22 protein-coding genes are annotated in these 25276 nt (G+C 61.6%); 10 read left to right on the forward strand and 12 right to left on the reverse strand.

Going from position 1 to position 25276, the window contains the following annotated elements:
- Nucleotides 1-972, reverse strand: a complete 972-nt coding sequence (gene exbB / locus D7I37_RS03470) for a tol-pal system-associated acyl-CoA thioesterase (RefSeq protein ID WP_073970292.1) — start codon at nucleotides 970-972, stop codon at nucleotides 1-3.
- Between the two features lie 367 nt (nucleotides 973-1339).
- On the opposite strand from exbB, the gene D7I37_RS03475 reads away from it, so the two are divergent.
- The 5 genes from D7I37_RS03475 (at nucleotide 1340) to D7I37_RS03495 (ending at nucleotide 6404) form a co-directional block, all read left to right on the forward strand.
- The gene (locus D7I37_RS03475; protein WP_129543313.1) at nucleotides 1340-2317 is read left to right on the forward strand and encodes a TRAP transporter substrate-binding protein; all 978 of its coding nucleotides are present in this window, start codon (nucleotides 1340-1342) and stop codon (nucleotides 2315-2317) included.
- Nucleotides 2318-2377: 60 nt separating this feature from the next.
- Nucleotides 2378-2887, forward strand: a complete 510-nt coding sequence (locus D7I37_RS03480; protein WP_095099263.1) for a TRAP transporter small permease — start codon at nucleotides 2378-2380, stop codon at nucleotides 2885-2887.
- 13 nt (nucleotides 2888-2900) lie between these two features.
- The gene (locus D7I37_RS03485) at nucleotides 2901-4190 is read left to right on the forward strand and encodes a TRAP transporter large permease (protein WP_061797275.1); all 1290 of its coding nucleotides are present in this window, start codon (nucleotides 2901-2903) and stop codon (nucleotides 4188-4190) included.
- A 209-nt stretch (nucleotides 4191-4399) separates the two neighbouring features.
- Nucleotides 4400-5596 (forward strand): cystathionine beta-lyase, encoded by a 1197-nt coding sequence (gene metC / locus D7I37_RS03490; protein WP_061797272.1) that lies wholly within the window; start codon nucleotides 4400-4402, stop codon nucleotides 5594-5596.
- Between the two features lie 145 nt (nucleotides 5597-5741).
- Nucleotides 5742-6404: a DedA family protein gene (locus D7I37_RS03495; protein WP_061797269.1), complete on the forward strand. Its 663-nt coding sequence runs from the start codon at nucleotides 5742-5744 to the stop codon at nucleotides 6402-6404.
- 9 nt (nucleotides 6405-6413) lie between these two features.
- Here the strand turns inward: D7I37_RS03495 and D7I37_RS03500 are convergent, their stop codons facing one another.
- Nucleotides 6414-7334 carry a LysR family transcriptional regulator gene (locus D7I37_RS03500; RefSeq protein ID WP_061797268.1) on the reverse strand — a complete coding sequence of 307 codons (921 nt, stop codon included), beginning with the start codon at nucleotides 7332-7334 and terminating at the stop codon, nucleotides 6414-6416.
- A 108-nt stretch (nucleotides 7335-7442) separates the two neighbouring features.
- Between D7I37_RS03500 and D7I37_RS03505 the strand changes: the two genes are divergently transcribed.
- The gene (locus D7I37_RS03505) at nucleotides 7443-8471 is read left to right on the forward strand and encodes an NAD(P)-dependent alcohol dehydrogenase (RefSeq protein WP_061797266.1); all 1029 of its coding nucleotides are present in this window, start codon (nucleotides 7443-7445) and stop codon (nucleotides 8469-8471) included.
- A gap of 4 nt (nucleotides 8472-8475) precedes the next feature.
- Here the strand turns inward: D7I37_RS03505 and D7I37_RS03510 are convergent, their stop codons facing one another.
- Nucleotides 8476-9363, reverse strand: coding sequence for an AraC family transcriptional regulator (locus D7I37_RS03510; RefSeq protein ID WP_242502914.1), 888 nt, complete (start codon nucleotides 9361-9363; stop codon nucleotides 8476-8478).
- Between the two features lie 224 nt (nucleotides 9364-9587).
- Here D7I37_RS03510 and yqhD point away from each other — a divergent pair, with 224 nt between their 5' ends.
- Together yqhD and dkgA are read left to right on the forward strand one after the other, a co-directional pair.
- On the forward strand, nucleotides 9588-10751 hold the full coding sequence (gene yqhD, locus D7I37_RS03515) for an alcohol dehydrogenase (RefSeq protein ID WP_129543315.1): 1164 nt from the start codon (nucleotides 9588-9590) through the stop codon (nucleotides 10749-10751).
- A gap of 286 nt (nucleotides 10752-11037) precedes the next feature.
- Nucleotides 11038-11862, forward strand: a complete 825-nt coding sequence (dkgA, locus tag D7I37_RS03520) for a 2,5-didehydrogluconate reductase DkgA (RefSeq protein ID WP_061797263.1) — start codon at nucleotides 11038-11040, stop codon at nucleotides 11860-11862.
- 45 nt (nucleotides 11863-11907) lie between these two features.
- Here the strand turns inward: dkgA and D7I37_RS03525 are convergent, their stop codons facing one another.
- From D7I37_RS03525 to D7I37_RS03540, 4 genes are all read right to left on the reverse strand, one after another.
- Nucleotides 11908-13311 (reverse strand): GH1 family beta-glucosidase, encoded by a 1404-nt coding sequence (locus D7I37_RS03525; RefSeq protein WP_061797262.1) that lies wholly within the window; start codon nucleotides 13309-13311, stop codon nucleotides 11908-11910.
- Complete coding sequence (locus tag D7I37_RS03530) at nucleotides 13308-13637, reverse strand: PTS lactose/cellobiose transporter subunit IIA (RefSeq protein ID WP_061797260.1); 330 nt, start codon at nucleotides 13635-13637, stop codon at nucleotides 13308-13310. Before D7I37_RS03530 ends, D7I37_RS03525 begins: the two co-directional genes overlap by 4 nt.
- On the reverse strand, nucleotides 13634-14953 hold the full coding sequence (locus D7I37_RS03535) for a PTS sugar transporter subunit IIC (RefSeq protein ID WP_061797259.1): 1320 nt from the start codon (nucleotides 14951-14953) through the stop codon (nucleotides 13634-13636). The genes D7I37_RS03530 and D7I37_RS03535 overlap by 4 nt, the downstream gene beginning before the upstream one ends.
- Nucleotides 14954-15038: 85 nt before the next feature.
- Nucleotides 15039-15350, reverse strand: a complete 312-nt coding sequence (locus D7I37_RS03540; protein ID WP_061797258.1) for a PTS sugar transporter subunit IIB — start codon at nucleotides 15348-15350, stop codon at nucleotides 15039-15041.
- Between the two features lie 280 nt (nucleotides 15351-15630).
- Here D7I37_RS03540 and D7I37_RS03545 point away from each other — a divergent pair, with 280 nt between their 5' ends.
- A complete protein-coding gene (locus D7I37_RS03545) occupies nucleotides 15631-16236 on the forward strand; it encodes a transglycosylase SLT domain-containing protein (protein ID WP_061797257.1) in 606 nt (201 codons plus the stop codon).
- 43 nt (nucleotides 16237-16279) lie between these two features.
- Here D7I37_RS03545 and D7I37_RS03550 read toward each other — a convergent pair whose 3' ends face one another.
- Entirely contained in the window at nucleotides 16280-18445 is a 2166-nt protein-coding gene (locus D7I37_RS03550) for a YgiQ family radical SAM protein (protein WP_061797256.1), read from the reverse strand.
- Nucleotides 18446-18525: 80 nt separating this feature from the next.
- The gene (locus D7I37_RS03555) at nucleotides 18526-19260 is read right to left on the reverse strand and encodes a GntR family transcriptional regulator (RefSeq protein ID WP_129543316.1); all 735 of its coding nucleotides are present in this window, start codon (nucleotides 19258-19260) and stop codon (nucleotides 18526-18528) included.
- A 270-nt stretch (nucleotides 19261-19530) separates the two neighbouring features.
- On the opposite strand from D7I37_RS03555, the gene D7I37_RS03560 reads away from it, so the two are divergent.
- Nucleotides 19531-20397, forward strand: coding sequence for a PfkB family carbohydrate kinase (locus D7I37_RS03560; RefSeq protein ID WP_129543317.1), 867 nt, complete (start codon nucleotides 19531-19533; stop codon nucleotides 20395-20397).
- 29 nt (nucleotides 20398-20426) lie between these two features.
- Here the strand turns inward: D7I37_RS03560 and ftsP are convergent, their stop codons facing one another.
- The 3 genes from ftsP to parC form a co-directional block, all read right to left on the reverse strand.
- Nucleotides 20427-21842, reverse strand: coding sequence for a cell division protein FtsP (gene ftsP / locus D7I37_RS03565; RefSeq protein ID WP_129543318.1), 1416 nt, complete (start codon nucleotides 21840-21842; stop codon nucleotides 20427-20429).
- A gap of 134 nt (nucleotides 21843-21976) precedes the next feature.
- Nucleotides 21977-22711, reverse strand: coding sequence for a 1-acylglycerol-3-phosphate O-acyltransferase (locus D7I37_RS03570; protein ID WP_095099283.1), 735 nt, complete (start codon nucleotides 22709-22711; stop codon nucleotides 21977-21979).
- Between the two features lie 244 nt (nucleotides 22712-22955).
- Nucleotides 22956-25232, reverse strand: a complete 2277-nt coding sequence (gene parC, locus D7I37_RS03575) for a DNA topoisomerase IV subunit A (RefSeq protein ID WP_061797246.1) — start codon at nucleotides 25230-25232, stop codon at nucleotides 22956-22958.
- Nucleotides 25233-25276: the final 44 nt, after the last annotated feature.

The following is a 25276-nucleotide window of genomic DNA, read 5'->3' on the forward strand; positions in this document are numbered from 1 at the left end:
TCACCCCACCCGCAGTTGGTGTGCGTGCTGCGAGCGTTTGGCTTCCGCCGTCGCCGCCAGGTCCAGATCGCGGCCCTGCAGCAGCATCACCTGCGCCGCCACGTCGCCAACCTGCGCGCGATGGCCGCCGATGACGCGAGCGAAGATGTTGTAGATAACCACCGCAGGGATAGCCGCAACCAGGCCCAGCGCGGTCGCCAGCAGCGCTTCCGCGATGCCGGGCGCCACCACCGCCAGGTTGGTGGTCTGCGAGTGGGCGATGCCGATAAAGCTGTTCATGATGCCCCAAACGGTGCCGAACAGGCCGACGAACGGCGAGATGGCGCCGATGGTGGCCAGGAAGCCGTTGCCGCGGCCCATGTTGCGGCTGTAGGCCGCCACGCGGCGTTCGAGGCGGAAACCGGTGCGTTCCTTGATGCCGTTGTTGTCGTTGGATCCCGCCGACAGCTCCAGCTCGTTTTGCGCGTCGTTCAGCAACACTGCGCTGATGCTCTCTTCGGCGAAGTTCTGCGCCAGTTCGGACGCCTCATCCAGCGAGCGCGCGTCGGCCAGCGCCAGCTGTTCGCGGCGCAGACGGCGCTTGGCGCGAAACAGTTCGCTGCCCTTGGAAAACAGAATGGTCCAGGTGACGATAGACGCCAGCACCAGGCCGATCATCACCGCTTTCACCACGATGTCGGCGTGCTGGTACATGCCCCAGACGGACAGATCCATGCCGCGGGTTTCCGGCGGCTGGAGGGTTGGCGCCGGGTTCGGCGGGGTGAGGTTCTCAGGCGCTGCGGCGGCGGGCGCGGAACCCGGCGCAACGCTTTCGGTAACGGCAGGATTGGCCGCCGGCGCCGCCTGTGCGCCGCCCGCCAGACCCACCACCAATACCATTGAAGCGATCAGGCTGCGGCCGAACGCCTTGCCCCATTGCGCCCGGCCCTGGCCGAACGATCCTTGATTTAAATTCTTGCCAGCCGTTTTCACGCTGTGCCTCCACCCGTTACCGATCGAAATTAAGGAATAGTTCAGCGTGCGATCATATCAAACCAATCAGGGATTGATAGTGGTTCTCATTATTATTTACCAAATAACTGCCAATCCGCCAAGATCCGTCGCCCGTCGCCGCGCCGACGACGAAACCATGTTTTAATTTTGTGATGCAGTTTTATAAATTATTAAAACATTGTTTTGATAATGTGACGACCTTCATTCAATCAACACGCGGACCGATGCCGCGCCGCCATTTTATCTATGCTGAGACAACCGTTTCTGGGCGCGCCACGGCTTCCACATCTCCTCTGGCGCCAAGCCAAGGGCGCACGACAATCCTTCACCCGCAGGAGTTACCCAAATGAAAATAAAACGGCCGTTGCTCGCACTCTCGCTGGCCTGTTCCACGCTGATGGCTTCCGCCGCCGCGCTGGGGCAGGTGATTAAGGTGGCGGAGGTGCAGCCCGCCGGCTACCCCACGGTGGTCGCGTTGCAGCATATGGGCGATAAGCTGAAGCAGGCCACCGACGGCCGGCTGGAGATCAAGGTTTTTGCCGGCGGCGTGCTGGGGGATGAGGACCAAACGCTGCAGCAGGTGCAAATTGGCGCCATCGACATGATCCGCGTCTCTCTGGCGCCGGTGACCACCATTGCGCCGGAAACCGGCGTGCTGACCCTGCCCTATATCTTCCGCGACGAGCAGCATATGCATAAGGTGCTGGACGGCGCCATCGGCCAGGAAATCGCCGCGCGCCTGACCGCCGATCCCAAGGCGCGCATGGTGTTCCTCGGCTGGACCGACGCCGGGGTGCGCAACATGATCACCAAGCGGCCGATCAACAAGCCGGAAGATTTGCAAGGCATGAAGATCCGGGTGCAAAACAGCGCGATCTCGCTGGCGACCCTGAAAGCCATGGGGGCCAATCCGGTGGCGATGGGGGTCAGCGAAGTGTTCAGCGGCATGCAGACCGGCGTGGTGGACGGCACCGAAAACAACCCGCCAACCTTCGTCGCTCATAATTATCTGCCGGTCGCCAAGTACTACACCCTGACCGGCCACTTTATCCAACCGGAAATGATGCTGTTCTCCAAAGCCCGCTGGGACAAGCTCTCCGCCGCCGATCAACAGCTGCTGCTGAAGTTGGGCAAAGAGGCGCAGGCCGAAGAGCGCACGCTGTGGGCCAGCTACAACCAGCAGTCGCTGGACAAGATGAAAACCAGCGGCGTGCACTTCCAGCCTATCGATCGCAATGACTTTATTCAGGCCACCCAGCCGGTGCGCGAACAATACGGCAAGGGCCATGAGGACCTGCTTAAACGCATCGCCGCCGTGGAGTAAACGGCCCTTTGCGCGGCGGCGCCTTTCACCGCTGCGCGACACAGCATCAGGTAAACGCTTATGTCACGCCTCTATTCTGGAACCATGGACTTGCTGTATCTGCTCTCCATGCTGATCGCCGGCCTGGCGTTGCTGATCATGGTGATCATCATCCCGATCGGCATTTTTGCCCGCTATGCGTTGAACAGCGCCCTCTCCTGGCCGGAGCCGGTGGCGATTATTTGCATGGTGATTTTTACCTTTATCGGCGCTTCGGTGGGGCTGCGCGCCGGCGCGCATATCTGCGTGTCGATGGTGACGGATCGCTTGCCGCCGGGTGGGCAGCGGCTGTTTCGCTTACTCAGCGATCTGCTGATGTGCGCCACCTGCCTGCTGATTTTCTTCGCCAGCTACAGCCTGTGCCGCGACATGTGGCAACAGCCGTTAGCCTCGCTGCCGGCGGTGACCTATGGGGAAACCTACCTGCCCATTCCGATCGGCGCCGTCATCACCCTGCTGTTTGTCATCGAGCGGATGGTGTGGGGCGAACAGACCCACCGTCCGCTGGTGATGCTCGGCAACACCCACTAACCGGAGCCGCACCATGGACGCATTGATTTTGATCGGCAGCATGCTGCTGTTGCTGATGCTGGGTTTCCCCGTGGCCTTCGCCGTCGGACTGAGCGCCTTCATCGGCGCCTGGTGGATCGACCTGCCGCTGGAGGCGGTGATCATCCAGGTCACCAACGGCATCAACAAGTTTTCGCTGCTGACCATTCCCTTCTTCATCCTGGCCGGCGCCATTATGGCCGAAGGCGGCATCGCCCGGCGGCTGGTCAACTTCGCCTATATCTTCGTCGGTTTTATCCGCGGCGGGCTGTCGCTGGTCAATATCGTCGCCTCCACCTTTTTCGGCGCCATTTCCGGCTCCTCCATCGCCGATACCGCCTCCATCGGTTCGGTCATGATCCCGGAGATGGAGGAAAAGGGCTACCCGCGCGATTTCTCCGCGGCGGTGACCGCCAGCGGCTCGGTACAGGCGATATTGACGCCGCCCAGCCATAACTCGGTGATTTACTCGCTGGCGACCGGCGGTACGGTGACCATCTCCTCGATGTTTATCGCCGGCATCTTTCCGGGGCTGCTGCTCGGGCTGTGCCTGATCGTGCTGTGCATCGGCTTCGCCCACCAACGCCATTACCCGAAAGGCGAACGGGTGCCCTTTCGTCAGGCGCTGAAAATTTTCGTTAACGCGTTCTGGGGCCTGTTCACTATTTTCATTATCCTCGGCGGCATTTTGTCCGGCGTCTTCACCGCCGCAGAATCCGCCGCCATCGCCTGTTTGTGGGCGTTCTTCGTCACCATGTTCATCTATCGCGATTTTAAATGGAGCCAGCTGCACATCCTGCTGTTTCGCACCATCAAGACCGTCACCATCGTGATGGTGCTGATCGCCTTTGCCGCCGGCTTCGGCGCCGTAATGACCTTTATGCAGCTGCCGCAGATCATCACCGACTTCTTCACCGGCATTTCCGACAACAAGTACGTCATTTTGATGTGCATCAACGTGCTGCTGTTGCTGATCGGCACCCTGATGGACATGGCGCCGATCATTCTGATCCTGACGCCGGTGCTGCTGCCGGTCGTCACGTCGCTGGGGATAGATCCGGTGCATTTCGGCATGATCATGCTGATCAACCTGGGCATCGGATTGATCACCCCGCCGGTCGGCTCGGTGCTGTTCGTCGCCAGCGCGGTCAGCAAACAGAAGATCGAGCAAGTGGTGAGGGCGATGGTGCCGTTTTACTGCCTGCTGTTGCTGGTGCTGATGCTGATCACCTACATCCCGGCCATTTCGCTGTGGCTGCCGAAGGTGACCGGCGTATACGGCTGACGCGCGGTCGATATCGCCCCGGTGCCGACAAACGGGCTTTTTTATCGCCGTGCGGCAGAAGGATGGCGCGAAGAAAGGCGCTGTGGCAGATAATTATAGCCGTTTCTGTATCTGGAGGTTAAAACGTCTGGATGGCTATAAGCCGTCATGCTAACGTAAGGGCTATCGCAAACGGGCAGTGCAGAGCAACCAGAGGTGAGCCAGGTACCATGACGTCAAAAAACATCGAAACCACGCTGATCGGCGCCGGCCGCGGCAAACGCTACACCCAGGGCTCCGTCAACCCCGTGACCCAACGCGCTTCTTCGCTGGTGTTTGAATCCGTGGCGGCCAAAAAGCACGCCACCGCCCAGCGCGCCCACGGCGAGCTGTTCTATGGCCGCCGCGGCACCCTGACCCACTTCGCCCTGCAGGACGCGATGGTCGAGCTGGAGGGCGGCGCCGGCTGCGTGCTTTATCCGTGCGGCGCGGCGGCGGTATCCAACGCCATCCTGTCGTTCGTCGGCGCCGGCGACCACCTGCTGATGACCGGCTCGGTTTATGAACCGACCCAGGACTTCTGCAGCCATATTCTCGGCCGCATGAACGTGACCACCACCTATTTCGATCCGCTGATCGGCGCCGGCATCGCCGAGCTGATCCAGCCCAACACCCGGGTGGTGTTCCTCGAGTCTCCCGGCTCGATCACCATGGAAGTGCAGGATATTCCCGCCATGGTGCAGGCCATCCGCGCCGTGGCCCCCGAGGTGGTTATCATGATCGACAACACCTGGGCGGCGGGGGTGCTGTTCAAAGCGCTGGACTTTGATATCGACATTTCCATCCAGGCCGGCACCAAATACATTATCGGCCATTCCGATTACATGCTCGGCACCGCGGTCGCCAATCGGCGCTGCTGGGAGCAACTGCGCGAATATTCCTATCTGATGGGGCAAATGGTGGACGCGGATACCGCCTATATGGCGAGCCGCGGCCTGCGCACGCTGGGGGTGCGGCTGAAGCAGCATGAGCGCGGCAGCCTCGAGGTCGCCAACTGGCTGGCTACCCGGCCGGAGGTGGCGGTGATCAATCACCCGGCGCTGCCCGGCTGCAAAGGCCATGAGTTCTATCGCCGCGACTTCAGCGGCTGCAACGGCCTGTTCTCCTTCGTGCTGAAAGAGCGGCTGAACGAGGCGCAGCTGGCCGACTATCTGGACAACTTCAGCCACTTCAGCATGGCCTATTCCTGGGGCGGCTACGAGTCGCTGATCCTCGCCAATCAGCCGGAAGAGCTGGAGGCGATCCGCCCGGCGGGCGGCGTCGATTTCTCCGGCACCCTGGTGCGCCTGCATATCGGCCTGGAAAACGTCGAGGATCTGATCGCCGATTTGGCGGCCGGTTTCGACCGCATCGCCAACGCGCGCTGACGCCGGGTTCGCTAATTTTATTCGTCTCGTTTAATGTCGGCTTAAGCTATTAGCGGTACACTAACCCGGTAACTGTCAGATACGGTAACTTCCGCATCCTGGAGAACTTGACCCCGGGCGCAACCGGCATGCAACAGGACATAAAATGGATGTATTACGAGAGATTGTTCATGCGCTTTGGCAGCAGGACTTCATTGCCCTCGCCGATCCCAGCGTGATTTGGGTGGTTTATGCGGTGCTTTTCACCACCCTGTTTTTGGAAAACGGACTGCTGCCAGCCTCGTTCCTGCCCGGCGACAGCCTGCTGCTGCTGTCCGGCGCGCTGATCGCCAAAGGCGTGATGGGCTTTGCCCCCACCCTGCTCATTCTGACCGCCGCCGCCGGCCTCGGCTGCTGGCTGAGCTACCTGCAGGGCCGCTGGCTGGGCCACACCGGCCTGGTCAAAGGCTGGCTGCTGCAGCTGCCCGCACAATACCACCAACGCGCGCACAACCTGTTCAACCGCCACGGGCTGATGGCGCTGGTGATCGGCAGGTTCCTCGGCTTCGTCCGCACCCTGCTGCCGACCATGGCCGGCATCTCCGGCCTGAACAGCACCCGCTTCCAGCTGTTTAACTGGCTGAGCGCGGTGGTGTGGGTCAGCGCGCTGGTTGGCCTGGGCTATGCCTTCAGCCAGATCCCTCTGGTGAAACGCTACGAGAGCCAGGTCATGACCGGATTGATGATCCTGCCGCTGCTGCTGCTGTTTATCGGCCTGCTGGGCGCCATGTTGGTTATCTGGCGTAAAAAGCGCGCCGCCTCGTCCTGAGTCCCTGCGCTACAGCGCTTTTTCGACCAACGCCAGGCTGGGGGGCAGCTTGCTCACCAGCGTATCCACCGCCAGCCGCACCTTCAGCGGCAGGTGGGGCGTCTGCGGCCACACCGCATGCGCCTCGAAAGACGCCCCCGGCCGATCGCGCATCAGCCGCACCAGTTCTCCTTTCAACAACCGGTCGCGCACCAGCCAGCACGGCAGCCAGGCGATGCCGAACCCCGCCGCCGCCGCGTCGGCTATCGCCTGCAGGTCATCCATTTGCAGCCGCTTGTTCGGCATCACCTCCCGCACCTTGCCGTCGGCCTCCAGGATCGACCACTGGCGCACCGCCCCGGCGCGCATGTAGGTCACCGCATCGTGCCGGGCCAGCTGTTCGAGGCTGTGGGGCTCGCCGCAGCGCCGCAGATAATCCGGCGAGGCGCACAGCGTCATGCGGTGATCGCCGATGCGCCGCGCCACCAGCCCGCCGTTGCTGGCCAACGCCCCGTTGCGGATCGCCAGATCGAAACCGTCTTCAATCAAATCCACGATGCGATCGCTGAACGACAGCTCCAGCTCCAGCCCCGGATGTTCGCGCGTCAGTTCGGTCAGCAGCGGCGCGATGCACATGCGGCCAAACAGCACCGGCATCGAGACCCGCAACCGGCCGCCGACCTGCTGCTTGCCCGATTCCAGCAGCGTCTCCGCGGTGCGTATCTCCTCCAGCGCCCGCAGGCAGCGCTCGTAAAACAATGCGCCGTCGTCGGTCAGGCTCTGGCTGCGGGTGGTGCGGTGGAACAGACGCACGTCCAACCGCTGTTCCAGCCGGGCGATGGTTTTCCCCACCGCCGAGCGCGACAGGTGCAGCCGGCCGGCGGCCAGCGCAAAGCTGCCCGCCTCCACCGCGGTGACGAATACCGAAATGCCGTTCAATCGGTCGGTCATGGTTTGTAGCCCTTAAAGAAACAATCTTGAGAAATCTTATCGCCACTGGCGAACTGGAATCAACGATAATATCGACGGGTCTGTTAACCGCCAATTTTGGAGTCAAACATGGCCGAAACTATGCAACGCTGGACAATGGACGCCCTGGGGCGTGAACACCTGCAGCTGACCGCCAGCGCCATCCCGCAGCCTGGGCCGCACGAGGTCAGGGTTAAAGTGAAGGCGGTGGCGCTCAACTACCGCGATAAGCTGGTGATCGAAACCGGCATGGGGCTGACGCTGCCGCAGCCTTTCACTCCCGCCTCCGATATGGCCGGCGAAATCGATGCGATCGGCGCCGGCGTTAGCCGTTTCCTGCCCGGCGATCGGGTCATTTCAACCTTCAGCCCCGGCTGGATAGACGGGCGGCAAAAACCCTACGGCGATGCGCGCACGCCGCCCTACCGCACCCTGGGCGGCTTCTATCAGGGCATGCTGGCGGAATACGTGGTGGTGCATGAAGACTGGCTGGCGGCGGCGCCGAACTCGCTGGACGAGGTACAGGCCAGCACCCTGCCGTGCGCCGGGCTGACCGCCTGGTTCGCCCTGGTGGAACAGGGGCGGCTGAGCGCCGGCGACTCGGTGTTGGTGCAGGGCACCGGCGGCGTGGCGCTGTTTGCGCTGCAGATAGCCAAGGCGCAGGGCGCTGAGGTGTTCGTGACCTCCGGCAGCGATGAAAAGCTGGCGCGCGCCAAAGCGCTGGGCGCCGATCACGGCATTAATCGCCTGAATGGCGACTGGGTGGAAGCCGTGTATCGACTGACGCAGGATCGCGGCATCGACCATGTGATCGACACCGTCGGCGGCCCCAATCTCGGCCACTCGGTGCGCGCCGTGGCGGTGCATGGCCGCATCTCGGTGATCGGCGCGCTGGAGGGCTTCGAAGTTTCCGCCCCCGCCGGGCCGCTGCTGCTGAAATCGCCGATCATTCAGGGCATTGGCGTCGGCCACCGCCGCGCGCTGGAGGATCTGGTGCGCGCGGTGGACGTCATCGGGCTGCAGCCGGTCATCGATCGGGTTTACCGCTTCGACCAGCTGCAGCAGGCGCTCGATCATCTCGACCGCGGGGCGTTCGGCAAGATTGTCCTGACCCCCTGAGGGATTAGCCTTCCAGCAGCAGCGGGTTGGCGTCGCGCAGCCGGGCAATCTCATCGCTCGGCGTCACGCCGAAGAAGCGTTTGAATTCGCGGCTGAACTGCGACGCGCTCTCGTAGCCGACGCGGATCGCCGCGGTGCTGGCCTTGAGGCCGTCGTGCACCATCAGCAAACGCGCCTTGTGCAGGCGGTAGGATTTTACGTACTGCAGCGGCGAGGTGTTGGTCACCGCCTTGAAGTTATGATGAAACGCCGACACGCTCATGTTGACCTCGTTGGCCAGCTGTTCGACGTTGAGGCTGTCGGCGTACTGGTTTTCTATCCGCCGCAGCGCTTTGGCTATCTGGCTGAAATGGGTATGGCGATTGACCAGTTCCTGCAGCGACGCGCCGCAGGCGCCGCGCAGCACATGGTAAAGCATTTCACGCACGATCTGCGGCCCCAGCACCCGCGCGTCGAGCGGCTTGGCCATCACGTCCAGCAGGCGTTCGGTGGCGCACAGCAGCTCTTCCGTCAGCTCGGCCAGGTTCACCCCGTTGCTGTCCGCCCGCGGTTTCATCAGGTAATCGTCGTCGCCGATGTCGATCAGCAGGTCCTGCAGCATCTGGGTATCGATGTTCACCGCCAACCCCACCAGCGGCAGTTCCGGGCTGGCGAAAGTCTCGCATTCAAACGGCAACGGCACCGTCATCAGCAGGTAGTTGCGCGGATCGTACTGAAACACCCGCTCGCCGCAGTAACCGACCTTATGCCCCTGGAAAATAATCACGATCCCCGGTTCGTACATCACCGGCTGCCGCTGACAGTGATGGTCGACGTACAGGATCTTCACCCGCGGCACCGGCGAAGGCGCATAGCCGTTACCGCTGGCAAAGCGCATCGCCTGGCGCGCCATGCGGCTGCGCGGTTCATCGATTTCAATCACGGAAACACCCTCTTACAGTCAGAACGATTCGGCATAAATAATAATTTAAACACCTCCATTTCTACAGACACTTGTAGAAATAGGCAAGACACCGACAGGAATGAGCATTGTGAGTTCGGCCTAAGTTACTGACAATACACTCCAGTTATTTTTGCGCCGCCGGCGCAGCCCTGACACCGAGAGAGAAACCGATCATGCAAAACTTTATTCTGCATACCCCAACCAAAATCCTGTTCGGCAAGGATCAGATTGCCGAAGTCGCCCAACAGATCCCGGCGGATGCGCGCATTCTGATTACCTACGGCGGCGGCAGCGTGAAGAAAAACGGCGTGCTGGATCAGGTGTACCGCGCGCTGGCCGGGCGCAATGTGCAGGAGTTCTCCGGCATCGAACCGAACCCGACCTTCGAAACGCTGATGAAGGCGGTCGAGGTGGTGCGGGCGGAAAATATCGATTTCCTGCTGGCGGTCGGCGGCGGGTCGGTGGTTGACGGCACCAAGTTCATCGCCGCCGCCGCGCGCTACACCGCAGACGCCGATGCCTGGCATATCCTGAAAACCGTTGGCGGCCAGATCGTCGACGCGGTGCCGATGGGCTGCGTGCTGACGCTGCCGGCCACCGGCTCCGAGTCCAACAGCGGCGCGGTGATCACCCGCAAGAGCAGCGGCGACAAGCAGCATTTCTTCTCCCCGCACGTGCAGCCGCTGTTTGCGGTGCTGGATCCGGTGGTGACCTACTCGCTGCCGCCGCGCCAGATCGCCAACGGCGTGGTCGACGCCTTCGTGCACACGCTGGAGCAGTATCTGACCTACCCGGTCGACGCCAAGGTGCAGGACCGCTTCGCCGAAGGCCTGCTGCTGACGCTGCTGGAAGACGGCCCGCGCGCGCTGGCCGAGCCGGAGAACTACGGGGTGCGCGCCAACGTGATGTGGAGCGCCACCATGGCGTTGAACGGCCTGATCGGCGCCGGCGTGCCGCAGGACTGGGCGACCCACATGTTGGGGCATGAGCTGACCGCCATGCACGATCTGGATCATGCGCAGACGCTGGCGATCGTGCTGCCGGCGCTGTTGAACGAGAAAAAAGCGCAGAAACGCGAAAAGCTGCTGCAGTACGCCGACCGCGTCTGGGGCCTGCGCGACGGTGGCGAAGAGAGCCGCATCGACGGCGCGATCGCCGCCACCCGCGCGTTCTTCGAGCGAATGGGCGTGCCGACCCGCATGGCCGATTATCAGCTCGATGGCAGCAGCATTCCGGCGCTGCTCGACAAGCTGCATCAGCACGGCATGACCGCGCTGGGCGAACGTCAGGACATCACCCTGGAAGTGAGCCAACGCATTTATGAAGCGGCGCGTTAATCGCAAACCGGCGATTTCCTGCTAGGCTTTAGTTTCTGCTTACCGTTTCTGCATCCTGCGTCCGGCCGATCACCGGGCGCAGTTCGGCGCTTTATCTGCGCTGCCGATCGAACCGCAAAACATCATCTGGTTAATCAATGCATGGGAGGCGCCGTCTGGACTCTCTCTCCCGCGACCGCGGAACTCGGGTTAGCAAACTCAGCAACCGCGCGGTTTGCCAACTAGAATTTATCTATAGCCGTTTCGGTGCCAGTAGCACCGGCAATCAGTTCACAAGGAGATGCGCATGACAACGCAACAACCCATCATCAAACTCCACGATGGTAATCTGATGCCGCAGTTGGGTCTCGGCGTTTGGCAGGCGAGTATTGAAGAGACCACCCGTGCGGTGACCAAGGCGCTGGAAGTGGGTTACCGCTCCATCGATACCGCCGCCATCTACAAAAACGAGGAAGGGGTCGGCGCCGCGCTGCAGTCCACCGCGATCCCGCGCGACGAGCTGTTCGTCACCACCAAGCTGTGGAACGACGATCAGGGCGATCCGCAGGCGGCGCTGGAAAGCAGCCTGGAAAAGCTGAAGCTGGATTACGTCGATCTGTATCTGATCCACTGGCCAAGACCGCAGCAGGATCAATACGTCGACGCCTGGCGAGCGCTGATCAAACTGCGCGAGCAAGGGTTGGTCAAAAGCATCGGGGTGTGCAATTTCCATACCCCGCACCTGCAGCGCCTGCTGGATGAAACCAACGTCGCGCCGGTGATCAACCAGATCGAGCTGCATCCGCTGCTGCAGCAGCGCCAGCTGCGGGCCTGGAACGCCACCCATCACATCGCCACCGAGTCCTGGAGCCCGCTGGCGCAGGGCGGCGAAGGGGTCTTCGATCAGGAAGTGATCAAGGAACTGGCGGAAAAATACGAGAAAACCCCGGCGCAGATCGTGGTGCGCTGGCATCTGGACAGCGGCCTGATCGTGATCCCGAAATCGGTCACGCCGTCGCGCATCCGCGAAAACTTCGAGGTGTTTGATTTCAAACTGGATAAGGACGAACTGGGCGAGATCGCCAAACTGGACGTCGGCAATCGTCTGGGGCCGGATCCGGATTCGCTGTAAGGCCCCGCGCCCTCTCCCGCCGGGAGAGGGCCATTTCATGCTCCGCTACAGACGCTCGCCGTTGCTGGCGATCACCCGCTGATACCAGCCGAAGCTCTGCTTTTTCCTGCGCGCCAGATTATTGGCGTGATCGACGTACACGAAACCGTACTGTTTCTGATAACCGTTGAGCCAGGACAGCAGATCGATAAACGACCACGGATAATAGCCGCGCACGTCGGCGCCCTGCTCGATAGCCGCGCCGATCGCCTGAATGTGATCGCGCAAATAATCGATGCGCGGTTGATCGCGCACTTCGCCATCGACGATCGGATCCTTGGCGCCCAGCCCGTTCTCGGTGATGTAAATGGGGATATTGCCGTAACGTTTGACGATGCGGCCGATGGCGTCGGTCAGCCCCTGCGGATAAATCTCCCAATCCCAGTCGGTGTAAACGCCGTGCGGATTGCGCACCAGTTTGAACAGCCCCTTGAAGCCCAGCTCGCGCCCGCTGCCCTTCTGCCCGCTGGTATTGATGGCGTAACCGTTCACATCGTCGTTATGCGCCACCATCTCGCGCTTGTAGTAGTTCAGTCCGATAAAATCGACGATGTTGTCCTTCAGCAGCGCCTCGTCCCCCGGCGCGAACTGCGGCACGCCGAACGCCTGCTGCGCCATCGCCAGCAGCTCCGCCGGATACTCGCCCTTCAGCACCGGATCGTACAGCCAGTGGGTGAAGATCCCCTCGGCTATCTCGCAGGCGCGGCGATCCTGCGGCGAATCGCTGATCGGATCGTGCGGCTGCATCACGTTGACGAAGCCGATCTGCCCGCGGATCCCCATTTCGCGGAAGCTCTTTACCGCGCGGGCGTTGGCCAGGAAGACATGATGGCAGGCCTGAATGCCCTGTTGCGGATCCGTCAGGCTCGGCGGGTGCGCGCCGGTAAAGTAGCCCATGCCGATGAACACCACGGTTTCATTGAAGGTCGACCAGAGATCGACCCGATCGCCGAAGCGCTGATAGCACAGGCGCGCATATTCGTCGAAGGCCTCGACTATCTCGCGCGATCCCCAGCCGCCGAACGCTTCCTGCAACGCCTGCGGCAGATCCCAGTGATACAGGGTGATCATCGGCCTGATGTTGTGCTTCAGCAGCTCGTCGATCAGGCCGCTGTAAAAAGCGATCCCGGCCTCGTTCACTTCCCCGCGCCCCTGCGGCAGCACCCGCGGCCAGGAGATGGAAAAGCGGTAGGTCTGCATGCCCAGCTCCGCCATCAGCGCCACGTCTTCTTTGAAGCGATGATAATGGTCGACCGCCACGTCGCCGTTGGTGCCCTGATAGGTGGTGCCGGGCAGGTGCGAGAACAGGTCCCAGTTGGACAGCCCCTTGCCGTCGGCGTCGTGCGCGCCCTCGACCTGGTAAGCCGCGGTCGCCGCCCCCCAGAGAAAATCTTTCGGAAATACGCTCATTGGCTCTGCACCCCATTTTGCTCCAGCAATCGATAAATTCTCACCAGTTCCTCCACCAGGTCGCGCGCCAGCATGGCGTTCATGATGTGGTCCTGCGCGTGCACCATAATCAGGTTCACCGGCAGCTTGCCCTCGCCTTCGTCAAAACCGATCAGCTCGGTTTGGGTGGCGTGCGCGCGCTTCGAGGCCCGTTGCGATTCCGCCAGCAGAATGTCCACCTGCTCCCACTGGTATTTTCGCGCCGCGTACAGCGCCTGCATGGCGCAGCTGCGCGCCTCGCCGGCGTTGATGATCAGCTCCATCACCGCCGATTCCATATCCATCATTCGGTTGCTCCTTCGGTTGGCGTGACGTCTTCCGTCTCGCCGGTTTCCTGCGCCAGCAGCTGCTGTTCGTACACTTTGAAGAACGGGTAGTAGATCAGCGCCGATACCGCGGCCAACACCAGCACCAGGATCGCCGCGCGGAAATCCCAGCCGGTGGCCCAGGCGGCGCCGATCGGCGCAGGCGCGGTCCAGGGCACCACCGAGATCACCTTGCCGATCAGATCCAGCTTCACCGCCGCATAGGCGATGATCGAATTGACGATCGGCGCGGTGATAAAGGGAATGAAGAAGGTCGGGTTCATCACGATCGGCGTGCCGAAGATCACCGGTTCGTTGATGTTGAAGCAGCTGGGCACCAGGCTCAGCTTGCCGATCGAACGTAGGTGCGCCGAGCGGCTGCGCAGGTACAGCAGCACCAGCCCGAAGGTGGCGCCCGAGCCGCCGATGACGATGAAGAAGGTCCAGAACGCCTCCATAAAGATGTGCGGCAGCGTTTGCCCGGCGGCCAGCGCCTCCTGATTGATGCCCAGGTTGGTCAGCCAGAAGGCCTGCAGCATGCCGGAAACGATCACCGCGCCGTGAATGCCGGCAAACCACAGCAGGTGGCCGATCAGCACCGCCAGCAGGATCGCCGGCAGCGAGTCGGCGGCGGAGATCAGCGGCTGAAACAGCGCCATGATCGCCTGCGGCAGCAGCAGCGCGAATTGATGCTGCACCAGCAGGCTGAGCGGATACAGCGTGATCACCACCGCCAGGATCGGGATCAGCAGGTCAAACGACTGCTTGATCTTGGCCGGCACCTGCTCGGGCAGCGAGATGCCGATGTTGCGCACCTTGAGGAAACGGATCAGTTCGGTGGTGTAGACAGCCACCAGAATGGCGGTGAAGATCCCGACGCCGCCGAGCGCGGCGGTCGGCAACACCTTCTCCGTCTGCGGCGCGGCGACCAGCAGAAAGGACATCAGCGCCAGCATCGCCGCCATAAATGGCTCGAGCTTATAACTCTGCGCCAGATTATAGGCAATGGCGGCGGTAATATAGATCGACATTATCCCCATGGTCATATTAAACGGAGTAAGGATCGCGACCTGATGTTTTTCCGCCGCCCCCAGCCACCATTGCGCTATTCTCCAGCCGCTGTCGGCGGAAAAAGGCGGGTAGGCGAATACCAGCAAGAATGACCCGACAATCATAAATGGCATGGCGGAAATAAAACCGTCGCGGATCGCCATAATATGCCGTTGGGTGGATAACCTGCCGGCTATCGGGCTGATGCGGTTTTCAATAAAGCTGAATGCGGCCTGGCTGATACTCATGGTTCAACCCCCGGGACGTTCTGAGTAAACGGGCGTTAGGCAGTTCGCCCCGGCCTGCGGCCAGGCGCGGCGGCTGCGAAAGAAATTAATGCTGCGCGATCATCGCCAGGGCTTCGGCAAGAATTTTGTCGCCGCGCATCATGCCGTAATCCATGCTGTCAATTACCGCGATGGGTTTATTTTCCCGATCGGCGATGGCTTTAAAGTCCGCCAACTTATATTTAATTTGCGGCCCCAGCAGGCAACATTGGTAATTGGCCAGCGTGGTTTCAAACTCTTCGATGCCGACGGCGATAATATCTACCTCGATCCCCTGCTGTTCGGCAGACTTTTTCATTTTATTCACTACCATGCTGGTCGACATGCCGGCGGCACAGCAAAGAAATATCTTTTTCATCCGATCTCCTGTGGCCAATTGATGCAAATGATTAAGTTGAGAAATGAGTATGATGGCAAAAATGAAAAAACAGCAACCGGTTTCAGTAACCGGTTACAGAGTTTGAATGGGTTCTGTGAGGAAGATCCAGAATCGTTATTGTCGGCAAATTCATTCTGCGAAAAGGGCCGACACCGCTGCTTTTTTTACTAAAGATCTTTGTGCCCGCTGACGCTATGATGATGGCATCCAAGACCCTAACCGCCGGTTAACTCAGTCAAAAATAGACGCACGGAGCACCATGAAATTTTCCCTATCACAGTGGTCACGCCTGGGCATGCTTTGCGCCATGCTGGTATTGGCCGGTTGCGCCGGCAAGAAGCAGCGCGTCAGCTACGATCCCCATGCCTACGACGAGGCGATCGAAGACGCCGCCGATGAATATGATATCGACGCCAGGCTCATCACCGCGATGATCAAGGTGGAATCCGGCTTTAACCCATCCGCGGTGAGCCAGTCTAACGCTATCGGTTTAATGCAGCTGAAAGCCGATACCGCCGGCTGTGACGCCTATCGCTACAAAGGGAAACGCGGCTGTCCGGACGAGGACGATCTGCTGGATCCCGATACCAATATCGATCTCGGCGCCGCCTATCTGGCCGTATTGCAAAAACAGCAGCTTAAAGGGATCGACGATCCCGTCACTCTGCGTTACGCCACCATCATCGCCTACGTGAACGGCACCGGTGCGCTGCTGCGGACATTCTCCAGCAATCGTCAGCAAGCCATTTCGATAATTAACACCCTGTCGCCGGACGCCTTCAACTGGCACGTGCGCAAATATCATCCCGCGCCGCAGGCGCCGCGCCATCTGATGAAAGTGGAAACCGCCTACGAGCAATTGTGATCCGGCGAAACAAAAAGGAGAACCCGGGGGTTCTCCTTTTGCTTTACGGCTTGCCGCTGCGAATCGGCTTGCGCGGCGGCCGGTTAGACGGCGTGCGCTGTCGCGTGATGTCGGTATGCTTGGTCAGCGCCGGGCGGGTGCGGCGCTGCAGGCGTTGCGCTTCGCGCTGCTCGTCGATGCTCGGCGCCGGCACCAGGCACTCGCGGCGGCTGCCGATCAGGTGCTTCATGCCCATCTCTTCCAGCGCGGTGCGGATCATCGCCCAGTTGGCCGGATCGTGATAGCGCAGCAGCGCCTTGTGCAGGCGGCGCTGGCGATCGCCGCGCGGCACCACCACGTCTTCGCTCTTGTACCCCACGCGGCTCAGCGGGTTTTTGCCGCTGTAATACATGGTGGTAGAGTTGGCCATCGGCGACGGATAGAAGTTCTGCACCTGATCGAGGCGGAAACGGTTCTTCTTCAGCCACAGCGCCAGGTTGACCATATCCTCGTCGCGGGTGCCCGGGTGCGAAGAAATGAAGTACGGGATCAGGTACTGCTCTTTGCCCGCCAGCTTCGAATAGTGGTCAAACAGCTGCTTGAAACGATCGTAGCTGCCCATGCCCGGCTTCATCATCTTCGACAGTGGGCCTTCTTCGGTGTGCTCCGGCGCAATCTTCAGGTAGCCGCCGACGTGGTGGGTCGCCAGCTCTTTGATGTAACGCGGATCTTCCACCGCCAGATCGTAACGCACCCCGGAGGCGATCAGGATTTTTTTGATGCCTTCCAGCGAACGCGCCCGGCGGTACAGCTTGATGGTCGGTTCGTGGTTGGTGTCCATGTAGGTGCAGATTTCCGGGTAGACGCATGATGCGCGGCGGCAGGTCTGCTCGGCGCGCGGATTGGTGCAGCGCAGCATGTACATATTGGCGGTCGGGCCGCCCAGATCGGAGATCACGCCGGTAAAGCCCGGCACCTTGTCGCGGATCTCTTCGATTTCGCGAATGATCGAATCTTCCGAACGGCTCTGGATAATGCGCCCTTCGTGCTCGGTGATCGAACAGAACGAACAGCCGCCGTAGCAGCCGCGCATGATATTCACCGAGAAGCGAATCATGTCATAGGCCGGAATGGTTTCCTTGCCGTAGGACGGGTGCGGAATGCGCTGGTACGGCAGGGCGAACACGCTGTCCATTTCCGGCGTGGTCAGCGGGATGGCCGGCGGGTTGATCCACACATAGCGGTCGCCGTGCTTCTGCATCAGCGCGCGCGCGCAGCCCGGGTTGGTTTCATGGTGCAGGATGCGCGAGGTGTGCGCATACAGCACCTTGTCGCCCTTCACCTTTTCGAACGACGGCAGCAGCACGTAGGTTTTTTCCCACGGCTTCGGCTTGGCGGCGCGTACGGTCACCGGCTTGGCTTCCGGCTCCGGCTTGGCGCCGTCGGCGCACGGCAGATCGTCACCGTACGGATTCGGGATCGGCTCGATGCGGCCCGGTTTGTCCAAACGGGTGGAGTCCACGCCGCTCCAGCCCGGCAGCGCTTCTTTACGCATCACCGCGGTGTTGCGAATATCATGGATGTCGGTGATTTTCTCGCCGGCGGCCAGGCGATGCGCCACTTCCACCAGCGGGCGCTCGCCGTTGCCGTAAATCAGCATATCGGCTTTGGAATCCACCAGCACCGAGCGGCGCACGGTATCCGACCAGTAGTCGTAGTGGGCGATGCGGCGCAGGCTGGCTTCGATGCCGCCCAGCACGATCGGCACGTCTTTGTAGGCTTCCTTGCAGCGCTGGCTGTACACCAGGGTGGCGCGGTCCGGGCGCTTGCCGCCGACGTTGCCGGCGGTGTAGGCGTCGTCGTGGCGCAGTTTGCGGTCCGCGGTGTAGCGGTTGATCATCGAATCCATATTGCCGGCGGTGATGCCGAAGAACAGGTTCGGTTTGCCCAAACGCATGAAGTCTTCTTTGTTGCTCCAGTCCGGCTGCGCGATGATGCCGACGCGGAAGCCCTGCGCCTCCAGCATGCGGCCGATGATCGCCATGCCGAAGCTCGGGTGATCGACATAGGCGTCACCGCTGATAATGATCACATCGCAGCTGTCCCAGCCCAGTTGATCCATCTCTTCGCGCGACATCGGCAAAAACGGCGCGGGGCCAAAACATTCGGCCCAATAGGGCTTGTAGGAAAACAGTTCACGGTCAGGTTGGATCAGGCTGGTGGTGCTCATTCTGGTGCTCTTTTCACAGGTTAATTAATCGCCGGGCGGCGATTATACGCACTAGTAGCAAAAAGAGCATGGTTATTTAACTAACTGTTCACTTCAAATTCGTAAACGTCGCTGCGGCACAGGGTTTCGCTGAACGCCAGCACCTCGCCCTGGGCATTGCGGCTGGTCTGGATAATGCGCAGCAGCGGCGTGCCGCTGTGCACATTGAGCAGGTTGGCCATTTCGCTGTTGCAGGCCACCGCTTTCAGCAGGAAATGCTTGCCTTCCGGCACGATGCCGCGCGCTTGCCACAGCGCGTGCAGGGAGTGCTCGAGCCGCTCAGGATCGGGCAGAAAACGCGGGGGAATATAGGTGGTCTCCAGCGATACCGGGCTGCCGTCCATCAATCGCAGACGCCGCAGCTTAACCACCGTGGCGCTGCCCTCCAGCGCCAGCGCTTTCGCCACCTCGGCCGGGGCCGTCATGCGGGTGCGCAGCAGCCACTGGTTGCTGACGCTGCTGCCGTTGCGCAGCATCTGGGCGGTCGCGCTGCCGTCCTGGTTGCACGAATAGCCGATGTGCATCGCCACCCGCGTACCCACGCCCCGCTGGCGCAAAATAAGCGATTTGCCCTCCAGCATCTTCATCGCCTTGCTGACGGTCACTCTGGACAGCGCCAGCCCCTCCGCCATCAGCCGCTCCGGCGGCAGAAAATCCCCCGCCGCCAGCGTCCGTTGCCTGATGGCCATTTCGATCGCCGCCGCCAGCTGCATATAGCGCGGCGCCGCCGCCTCCTGCGCCAGCTGCCGACACAGCCAGGTGATAAATTCGTGCATGACGTCCCCCCTCTTTGCCGCGTTCCTCTGCCAGCTTTGCTTGTATCCTATTTGCCTGACGGCGATAGCGACGCGCCTCTAACTTTTACGCCGCCTCATCCCGTTCGCCGTTCTCAGGACCCGTGATCATTTTGGTTGGTTCGACCACTTTCCGCCAGGCGAACCGCGGATTGGGTTGCTGTTTTATTCAGCGCCCGATGCGCCGACGGCATTCCGCCGCTCGACTCCGGGCGGCTGCGCCGTCATCATGGCCGCTAGCGGAGGAAAGCGATGAGTGAGTTTTTAGCGATAAAACCGGTGCTGGTGCTGGGCGGCGCCGTCGGCGAAGTCACGCCGACGCAGGAGCGGCGCATCGGCGGCCGCGCCTTTAACGTGGCGCGGGCGCTGCGCCGGCTGGAGGCGCCGGTGGTCAACGGCATGCCGGTCGGCAACGGCGAATGGGGCGCGACGATCGAAGCCGAAATGGCGCGGTTGGGCCTGCCGGTGCTGCTGCGCCATGGCCTGATGGATAACGGCTGGCGCCAATCGAACGGCGAGCCCGGCGAACCCGGCTGCGAAACGCGGTGGAACAAGGCCCAGCTGGCCATGCTGCCGCTGACCGAAGATACGCTGATTTACCTCAGCGGCGAGCAGCTGGCGGGGGAAAATGGCGAGGCGTTGCGTGAATGGCTGACGCGGCTGCCGTTCGACCAGCGGCGCCTGCTCGATCCCGGCATGCATGTCGGCCTGCTCGACGAGGACTTTTTCGCCATGCTCAGCGACAGCCACACCCTGCTGACGCTGAATCGCGATGAAACGGCCAGGCTGTGCGGCGCCGGCGATGCCATTGACGCCGCGCAGCGTTTCGCCGCGGCCCATAACCTGACGTTGATTTGTCGCTTAGGCCGCGACGGCGTATGGATTTGCGACGGCCAGAGCGGGCCGCAGCACATCGCGGCCTATGCCGTTGAAGAAGTTGACGTTGTTGGCGCGGGCGATGCCCACTGCGCCGGCCTGCTGGCCGGGCTGTCCGCCGGCTGGCCGCTGCCGCAGGCGGTCGACCTGGCCAACCGCGTAGCCGCCTGCGTGGTGGCGAGCGCCGGCGCCGCCAATCCGCCGGACTGGCGACAGCTGCAGCGGCGCTTCAACGCGGCCTGACGGCCCTGGCGCGGCGCCGCAGGCATGCCTTACGGCGCCGGTTGCACCATCAGCTGACCGGCGGTGCCGCGGTCCGCCATTTCCAGCGTCTGGCTGTAATAGAGGAACGGGAAGTGTTCCGAGGTCGGCTGATTGAAATACACCAGCAGCTCGACGTCGCCATCGATCCAAACGGTATCCTTCCAACCGCGATCTTCCGCCATCGGCTGCGCGCCGTTCACCCGCTTAATCAGGAACTGCACCCCCTGAATATGGAACGACTGCGGCGTATCCGCGTGAACGTTCCAGCGTTCCCAGCTGCCCTGCTGAGCCTGCACATCGATACGATTCATATCCCAGATGGCGCCGTTGATGCCGGCCACGCTGTCGCCCAGGCGGAAATCGCGGGTACGGCTGGCGCTGCCGTCCAACAGCTGGTCCGCCAGCAGACGCATCGGCAGGTTGTCGGTCACCAGCGGCAGCAATCCGGTCGGCCGCAGCGTCAGCACCTGGGTAGAGACCAGAATGCTCGAAGGCTCGAACAGGCCGCGCAGGCGATCCATGATGCCCGCCGCTTCGCCGGCGGTGATGCTCACCTCGTCGCCTTTCGACATGTCGATCAGCACTTCGCGGCGTTCACCCGGCGCCAGAGACAGCTGCTGCACCGCCACCGGCGCAGGCAGGAAGCCCTGATCGCTGGCGATCACGTTGAACGGCCGGCCATCGCTGAGCTGCAGGATATAGCGCCGCGAGTTGGAGGCGTTGAGCAGGCGCAGGCGCACCCAGCCGCGCGACACTTCCACATACGGATTTTGCGCGCCGTTGACCAGCAGCGTATCGCCGACGAATCCGCCCTGTGACGGCGGGTCGTATTCCGGCGTGCCGAAGTTGTCGAAGCGTTTGTCCTGGATGATCAGCGGGAAATCGTCGACGCCGTAGTGATTGGGCAGCGGCAACGCCTTGCTGACCTCGTCCTCCACCAGCCACAGCCCGGTCAGGCCATTGTAGACGTGCGGCGCCATGCGGTTCGGCGTATTGGCGTGATACCAGCAGGTGGCCGCAGCCTGGCGGATCGGCAACACCGGCGACCAGTCGACATTGGGCGACATCATGCGCGGCGCGCCGCCCATCAGGGTGCCCGGCAGTTGGAGACCGCTGACGGTCATCGCCACCGGCTCCGGCAGGCGGTTGCTGTAGATCAGTTTGACGTCGTCGCCGCTGTAAACCCGCACCGTCGGCCCAAGGTACATGCCGTTAATGCCCCATACCGACGCCTTGCGGTTTTCCATAAACGCCCAATGAGCGCGCTGCAGGGTTAAAAACAGCGGCTGGCCACGGCGGGATTCCAACAGCGGCGGGATAGGTAAAGGGGTCTGCGTTCCGCTCGCCTCAGCCCTCAGCGGCACGGCTCCCGCGCACAGCGCCAGGCCCGATGCCTGTATAAACTGACGTCGACTGAGTGACATATTTTCTCCATGAAAAGCAATAACTAAACCGTGTGCAAAACCCGGGCCCCTGGTAAGCAAGATTAGCAGGAGCCCGGGCGTTAACGGCGTCAGGCGCCGTTTAAAATTTCATTCTTTGAAGCCGGTTGGGAATATTATTTTCCGGCCGCGTTGCGCCGGGCGACTTCTTCGTCCAGTTGGGCGATTTTCGCCAGCATCAACGTATGACAATGGGCCGCCAGCTCACGCACATTTTCTTTGCCGTATTGGCTGACGTCGATCGGCTCGAGCATTTCAACGATCGCATGGCCGTTATTCCAACGGTTAAGATTAATTTTACCGCTGGTGGTGGAGACGCAGATCGGCACAATCGGCACGCCGGCGGCGATGGCCGCATGGAAGGCGCCGGTTTTAAACGGCATCAGCCCGCGGCCGCGGCTGCGCGTGCCTTCCGGGAACATCCAGATAGAAATGTCCCGCTTGTTAAATTGCTCCGCCACCTGGGCGATGGTGCCGTGCGCCTTGGCGCGATTATCCCGATCAATCAGCAGATTACCGGTCAGCCAATACAGCGGGCCAAAGAAGGGAACCCACAGCAGGCTTTTTTTACCCACGGTGACGGTGCGCGGCTGCACTATTTTGGCCGCCGTGACCATATCGTAATTATTTTGGTGGTTAGCGATATAAATGCAGTTGCCGTTTTTAGCCGCATCGGCCGGCACCCGGATTTCCACTTTCAAACCGAATAACCCGGACAGGCGGCCAAACAGATGACCGAAAGTTGCCACATGGCGGGGATCGCGCGGGCTGAACAAGCAGTACACAGAGCCGAAAATACACACCAGAATACAATAGAGAGTGGCGAGAACGGCACGTAAAATCAATAACATAACAACCTCATTAGCACACTGCCGACGCAGCCTGATTCGCTGCGCAGATTCCTTTACTCATTATTTGACTGCAGGGCGCGAAAGCGGAAATGGCGCCTGCATTTTTCGCTATTTTCCCGCCAGCCGACGATGCGCACAATAATTTTATGCGGGTAAATGTTAATTATTTGAAAATAACCGCCGACGCGGGAAATAAAGCGGGCGCAGCATGGCTGCGCCCCGTCTGATTATCTTACCGCAGCGCTTACTCTTCGCTGTCGCCCGCGGCCGCGGCGCGCGGCGGCGCATCCACTTCGACGCGATCGATGCGCTGCAGGCCACGCGGCAGCTGGGTCCCTTTGCGGCCCCGCTCGGCGCGGAACTTTTGCAGGTCCTCCGGCCGCAGCGTCAGCTTGCGTTTGCCGACGTGCAGGGTGACGGAAGTCTGCGGCGGCAGCACGAACAGCCAGGCCAGCTTGTCTTCCCCGGCTGCGGCCTGCGCCGCCGGTATGGAGACAATCTTGTTGCCCTTGCCCTTCGACAGCTGCGGCAGATCGGCGACCGGGAACATCAGCATGCGCCCGGCGGCGGTGATCGACAGCAGCATATCGTCTTCGCCGTGGATTTCCATCGGCGGCAGCGCCCTGGCGTTATCCGGCAGGGTGATCATCACCTTGCCGGCGCGGTTGCGCGCCACCAGATCGTTAAAGGTGCAGACGAAACCGTAGCCGGCGTCGGAGGCCATCAGCAGCTTCTGATCGTCCGCCGCCATCAGCACCTGCTCAATGGTGGCGCCCGGCGGCGGCGTCAGCTTGCCGGTCAGCGGCTCGCCCTGCCCGCGCGCCGAAGGCAGCGTCAGCGGATCCAGCGCATAGCTGCGCCCGGTGGAGTCGATAAACACCACCGGCTGATTGCTCTTGCCGCGCGCCGCGCTGCGGAAGCTGTCGCCGGCCTTGTAGCTCAGGCCGCTCGGATCGATATCGTGCCCCTTGGCGCTGCGCACCCATCCCATCTCGGACAGCACGATGGTTACCGGCTCCGACGGCACGAAATCGTGCTCGCTCATCGCCTTGGCTTCTTCGCGCTCGGTAATCGGCGAGCGGCGGTCATCGCCATAGGCCTGCGCATCGGCCTGGATCTCTTTTTTGATCAGCGTGTTCAGCTTGCGTTCGGACGCCAGCAGCGCCTGCAGCTGATCGCGCTCCTTGGCCAGCTCATCCTGCTCGCCGCGGATTTTGAACTCTTCCAGCTTGGCCAAATGGCGCAGCTTCAGCTCGAGGATCGCTTCCGCCTGGGTATCGGAGATGCCGAAGCGCTGCATCAGCACCGGCTTGGGCTCGTCCTCGCTGCGGATGATGTGGATCACTTCATCGATATTGAGGAACGCCACCAGCAAGCCTTCGAGGATGTGCAGGCGTTTCAGCACCTTCTCGAGGCGATAGTTGAGGCGGCGGCGCACCGTATCGCGGCGGTAGGCCAGCCATTCGGTGAGGATTTCCACCAGCCCTTTCACCTGCGGGCGGTTGTCCAGGCCGATCATGTTCATGTTGACGCGGTAGCTGCGCTCCAGATCGGTGGTGGCGAACAGGTGGTTCATCACCTGCTCCAGATCGATGCGGTTGGAGCGCGGCACGATCACCAGGCGCGTCGGGTTCTCGTGATCGGATTCATCGCGCAGATCCTCGACCATCGGCAGCTTCTTGGCGCGCATCTGGCTGGCGATTTGCTCCAGCACCTTGGCGCCGGAAACCTGGTGCGGCAAGGCGGTGATCACCGCGCTGCCGTCTTCCTTCTTCCACACGGCGCGCATGCGCACCGAGCCGCGGCCGTTCTGGTAAATTTTGCGAATTTCGTCGCGCGGGGTGATGATTTCGGCTTCGGTCGGGAAATCCGGCCCCTGCACGAACTCGAGCAGATCGTCGAGCGAGCTGCCCGGTTTGTCGATCAGGGCCACGGCGGCGGCGGCCACTTCGCGCACGTTGTGCGGCGGAATGTCGGTGGCCATGCCGACGGCGATGCCGGTGGTGCCGTTAAGCAGGATGTTCGGCAGGCGCGCCGGCAACATCTTCGGCTCCTGCAGGGTGCCGTCGAAGTTAGGCACCCAGTCGACGGTGCCCTGGCCCAGCTCGGCCAGCAGCACTTCCGCATATTTCGACAGGCGCGATTCGGTATAACGCATGGCGGCGAACGACTTGGGATCGTCCGGCGCCCCCCAGTTCCCCTGGCCGTCTACCAGCGGATAGCGATACGAGAACGGCTGAGCCATCAGCACCATGGCTTCGTAACAGGCGCTGTCGCCGTGCGGGTGGTATTTACCCAGCACGTCGCCCACGGTACGGGCGGATTTTTTGAATTTGGCGCTGTTGTTCAGCCCCAGCTCAGACATGGCGTAGATGATGCGGCGTTGTACCGGCTTCAAACCGTCGCCAATGTACGGCAACGCCCGATCCATGATGACGTACATGGAATAGTTCAGATAGGCGTTTTCAGTGAATGTGTGCAGCGGTAAACGCTCTACACCGTCATGAGTCAGATCACTCATTACTCAATTATCCTCAGACCGTGGCTTGGCAATCCCTGGACGAC

This window comes from Serratia sp. 1D1416 (assembly GCF_003641105.1).
Taxonomy (GTDB): domain Bacteria; phylum Pseudomonadota; class Gammaproteobacteria; order Enterobacterales; family Enterobacteriaceae; genus Serratia; species Serratia ficaria.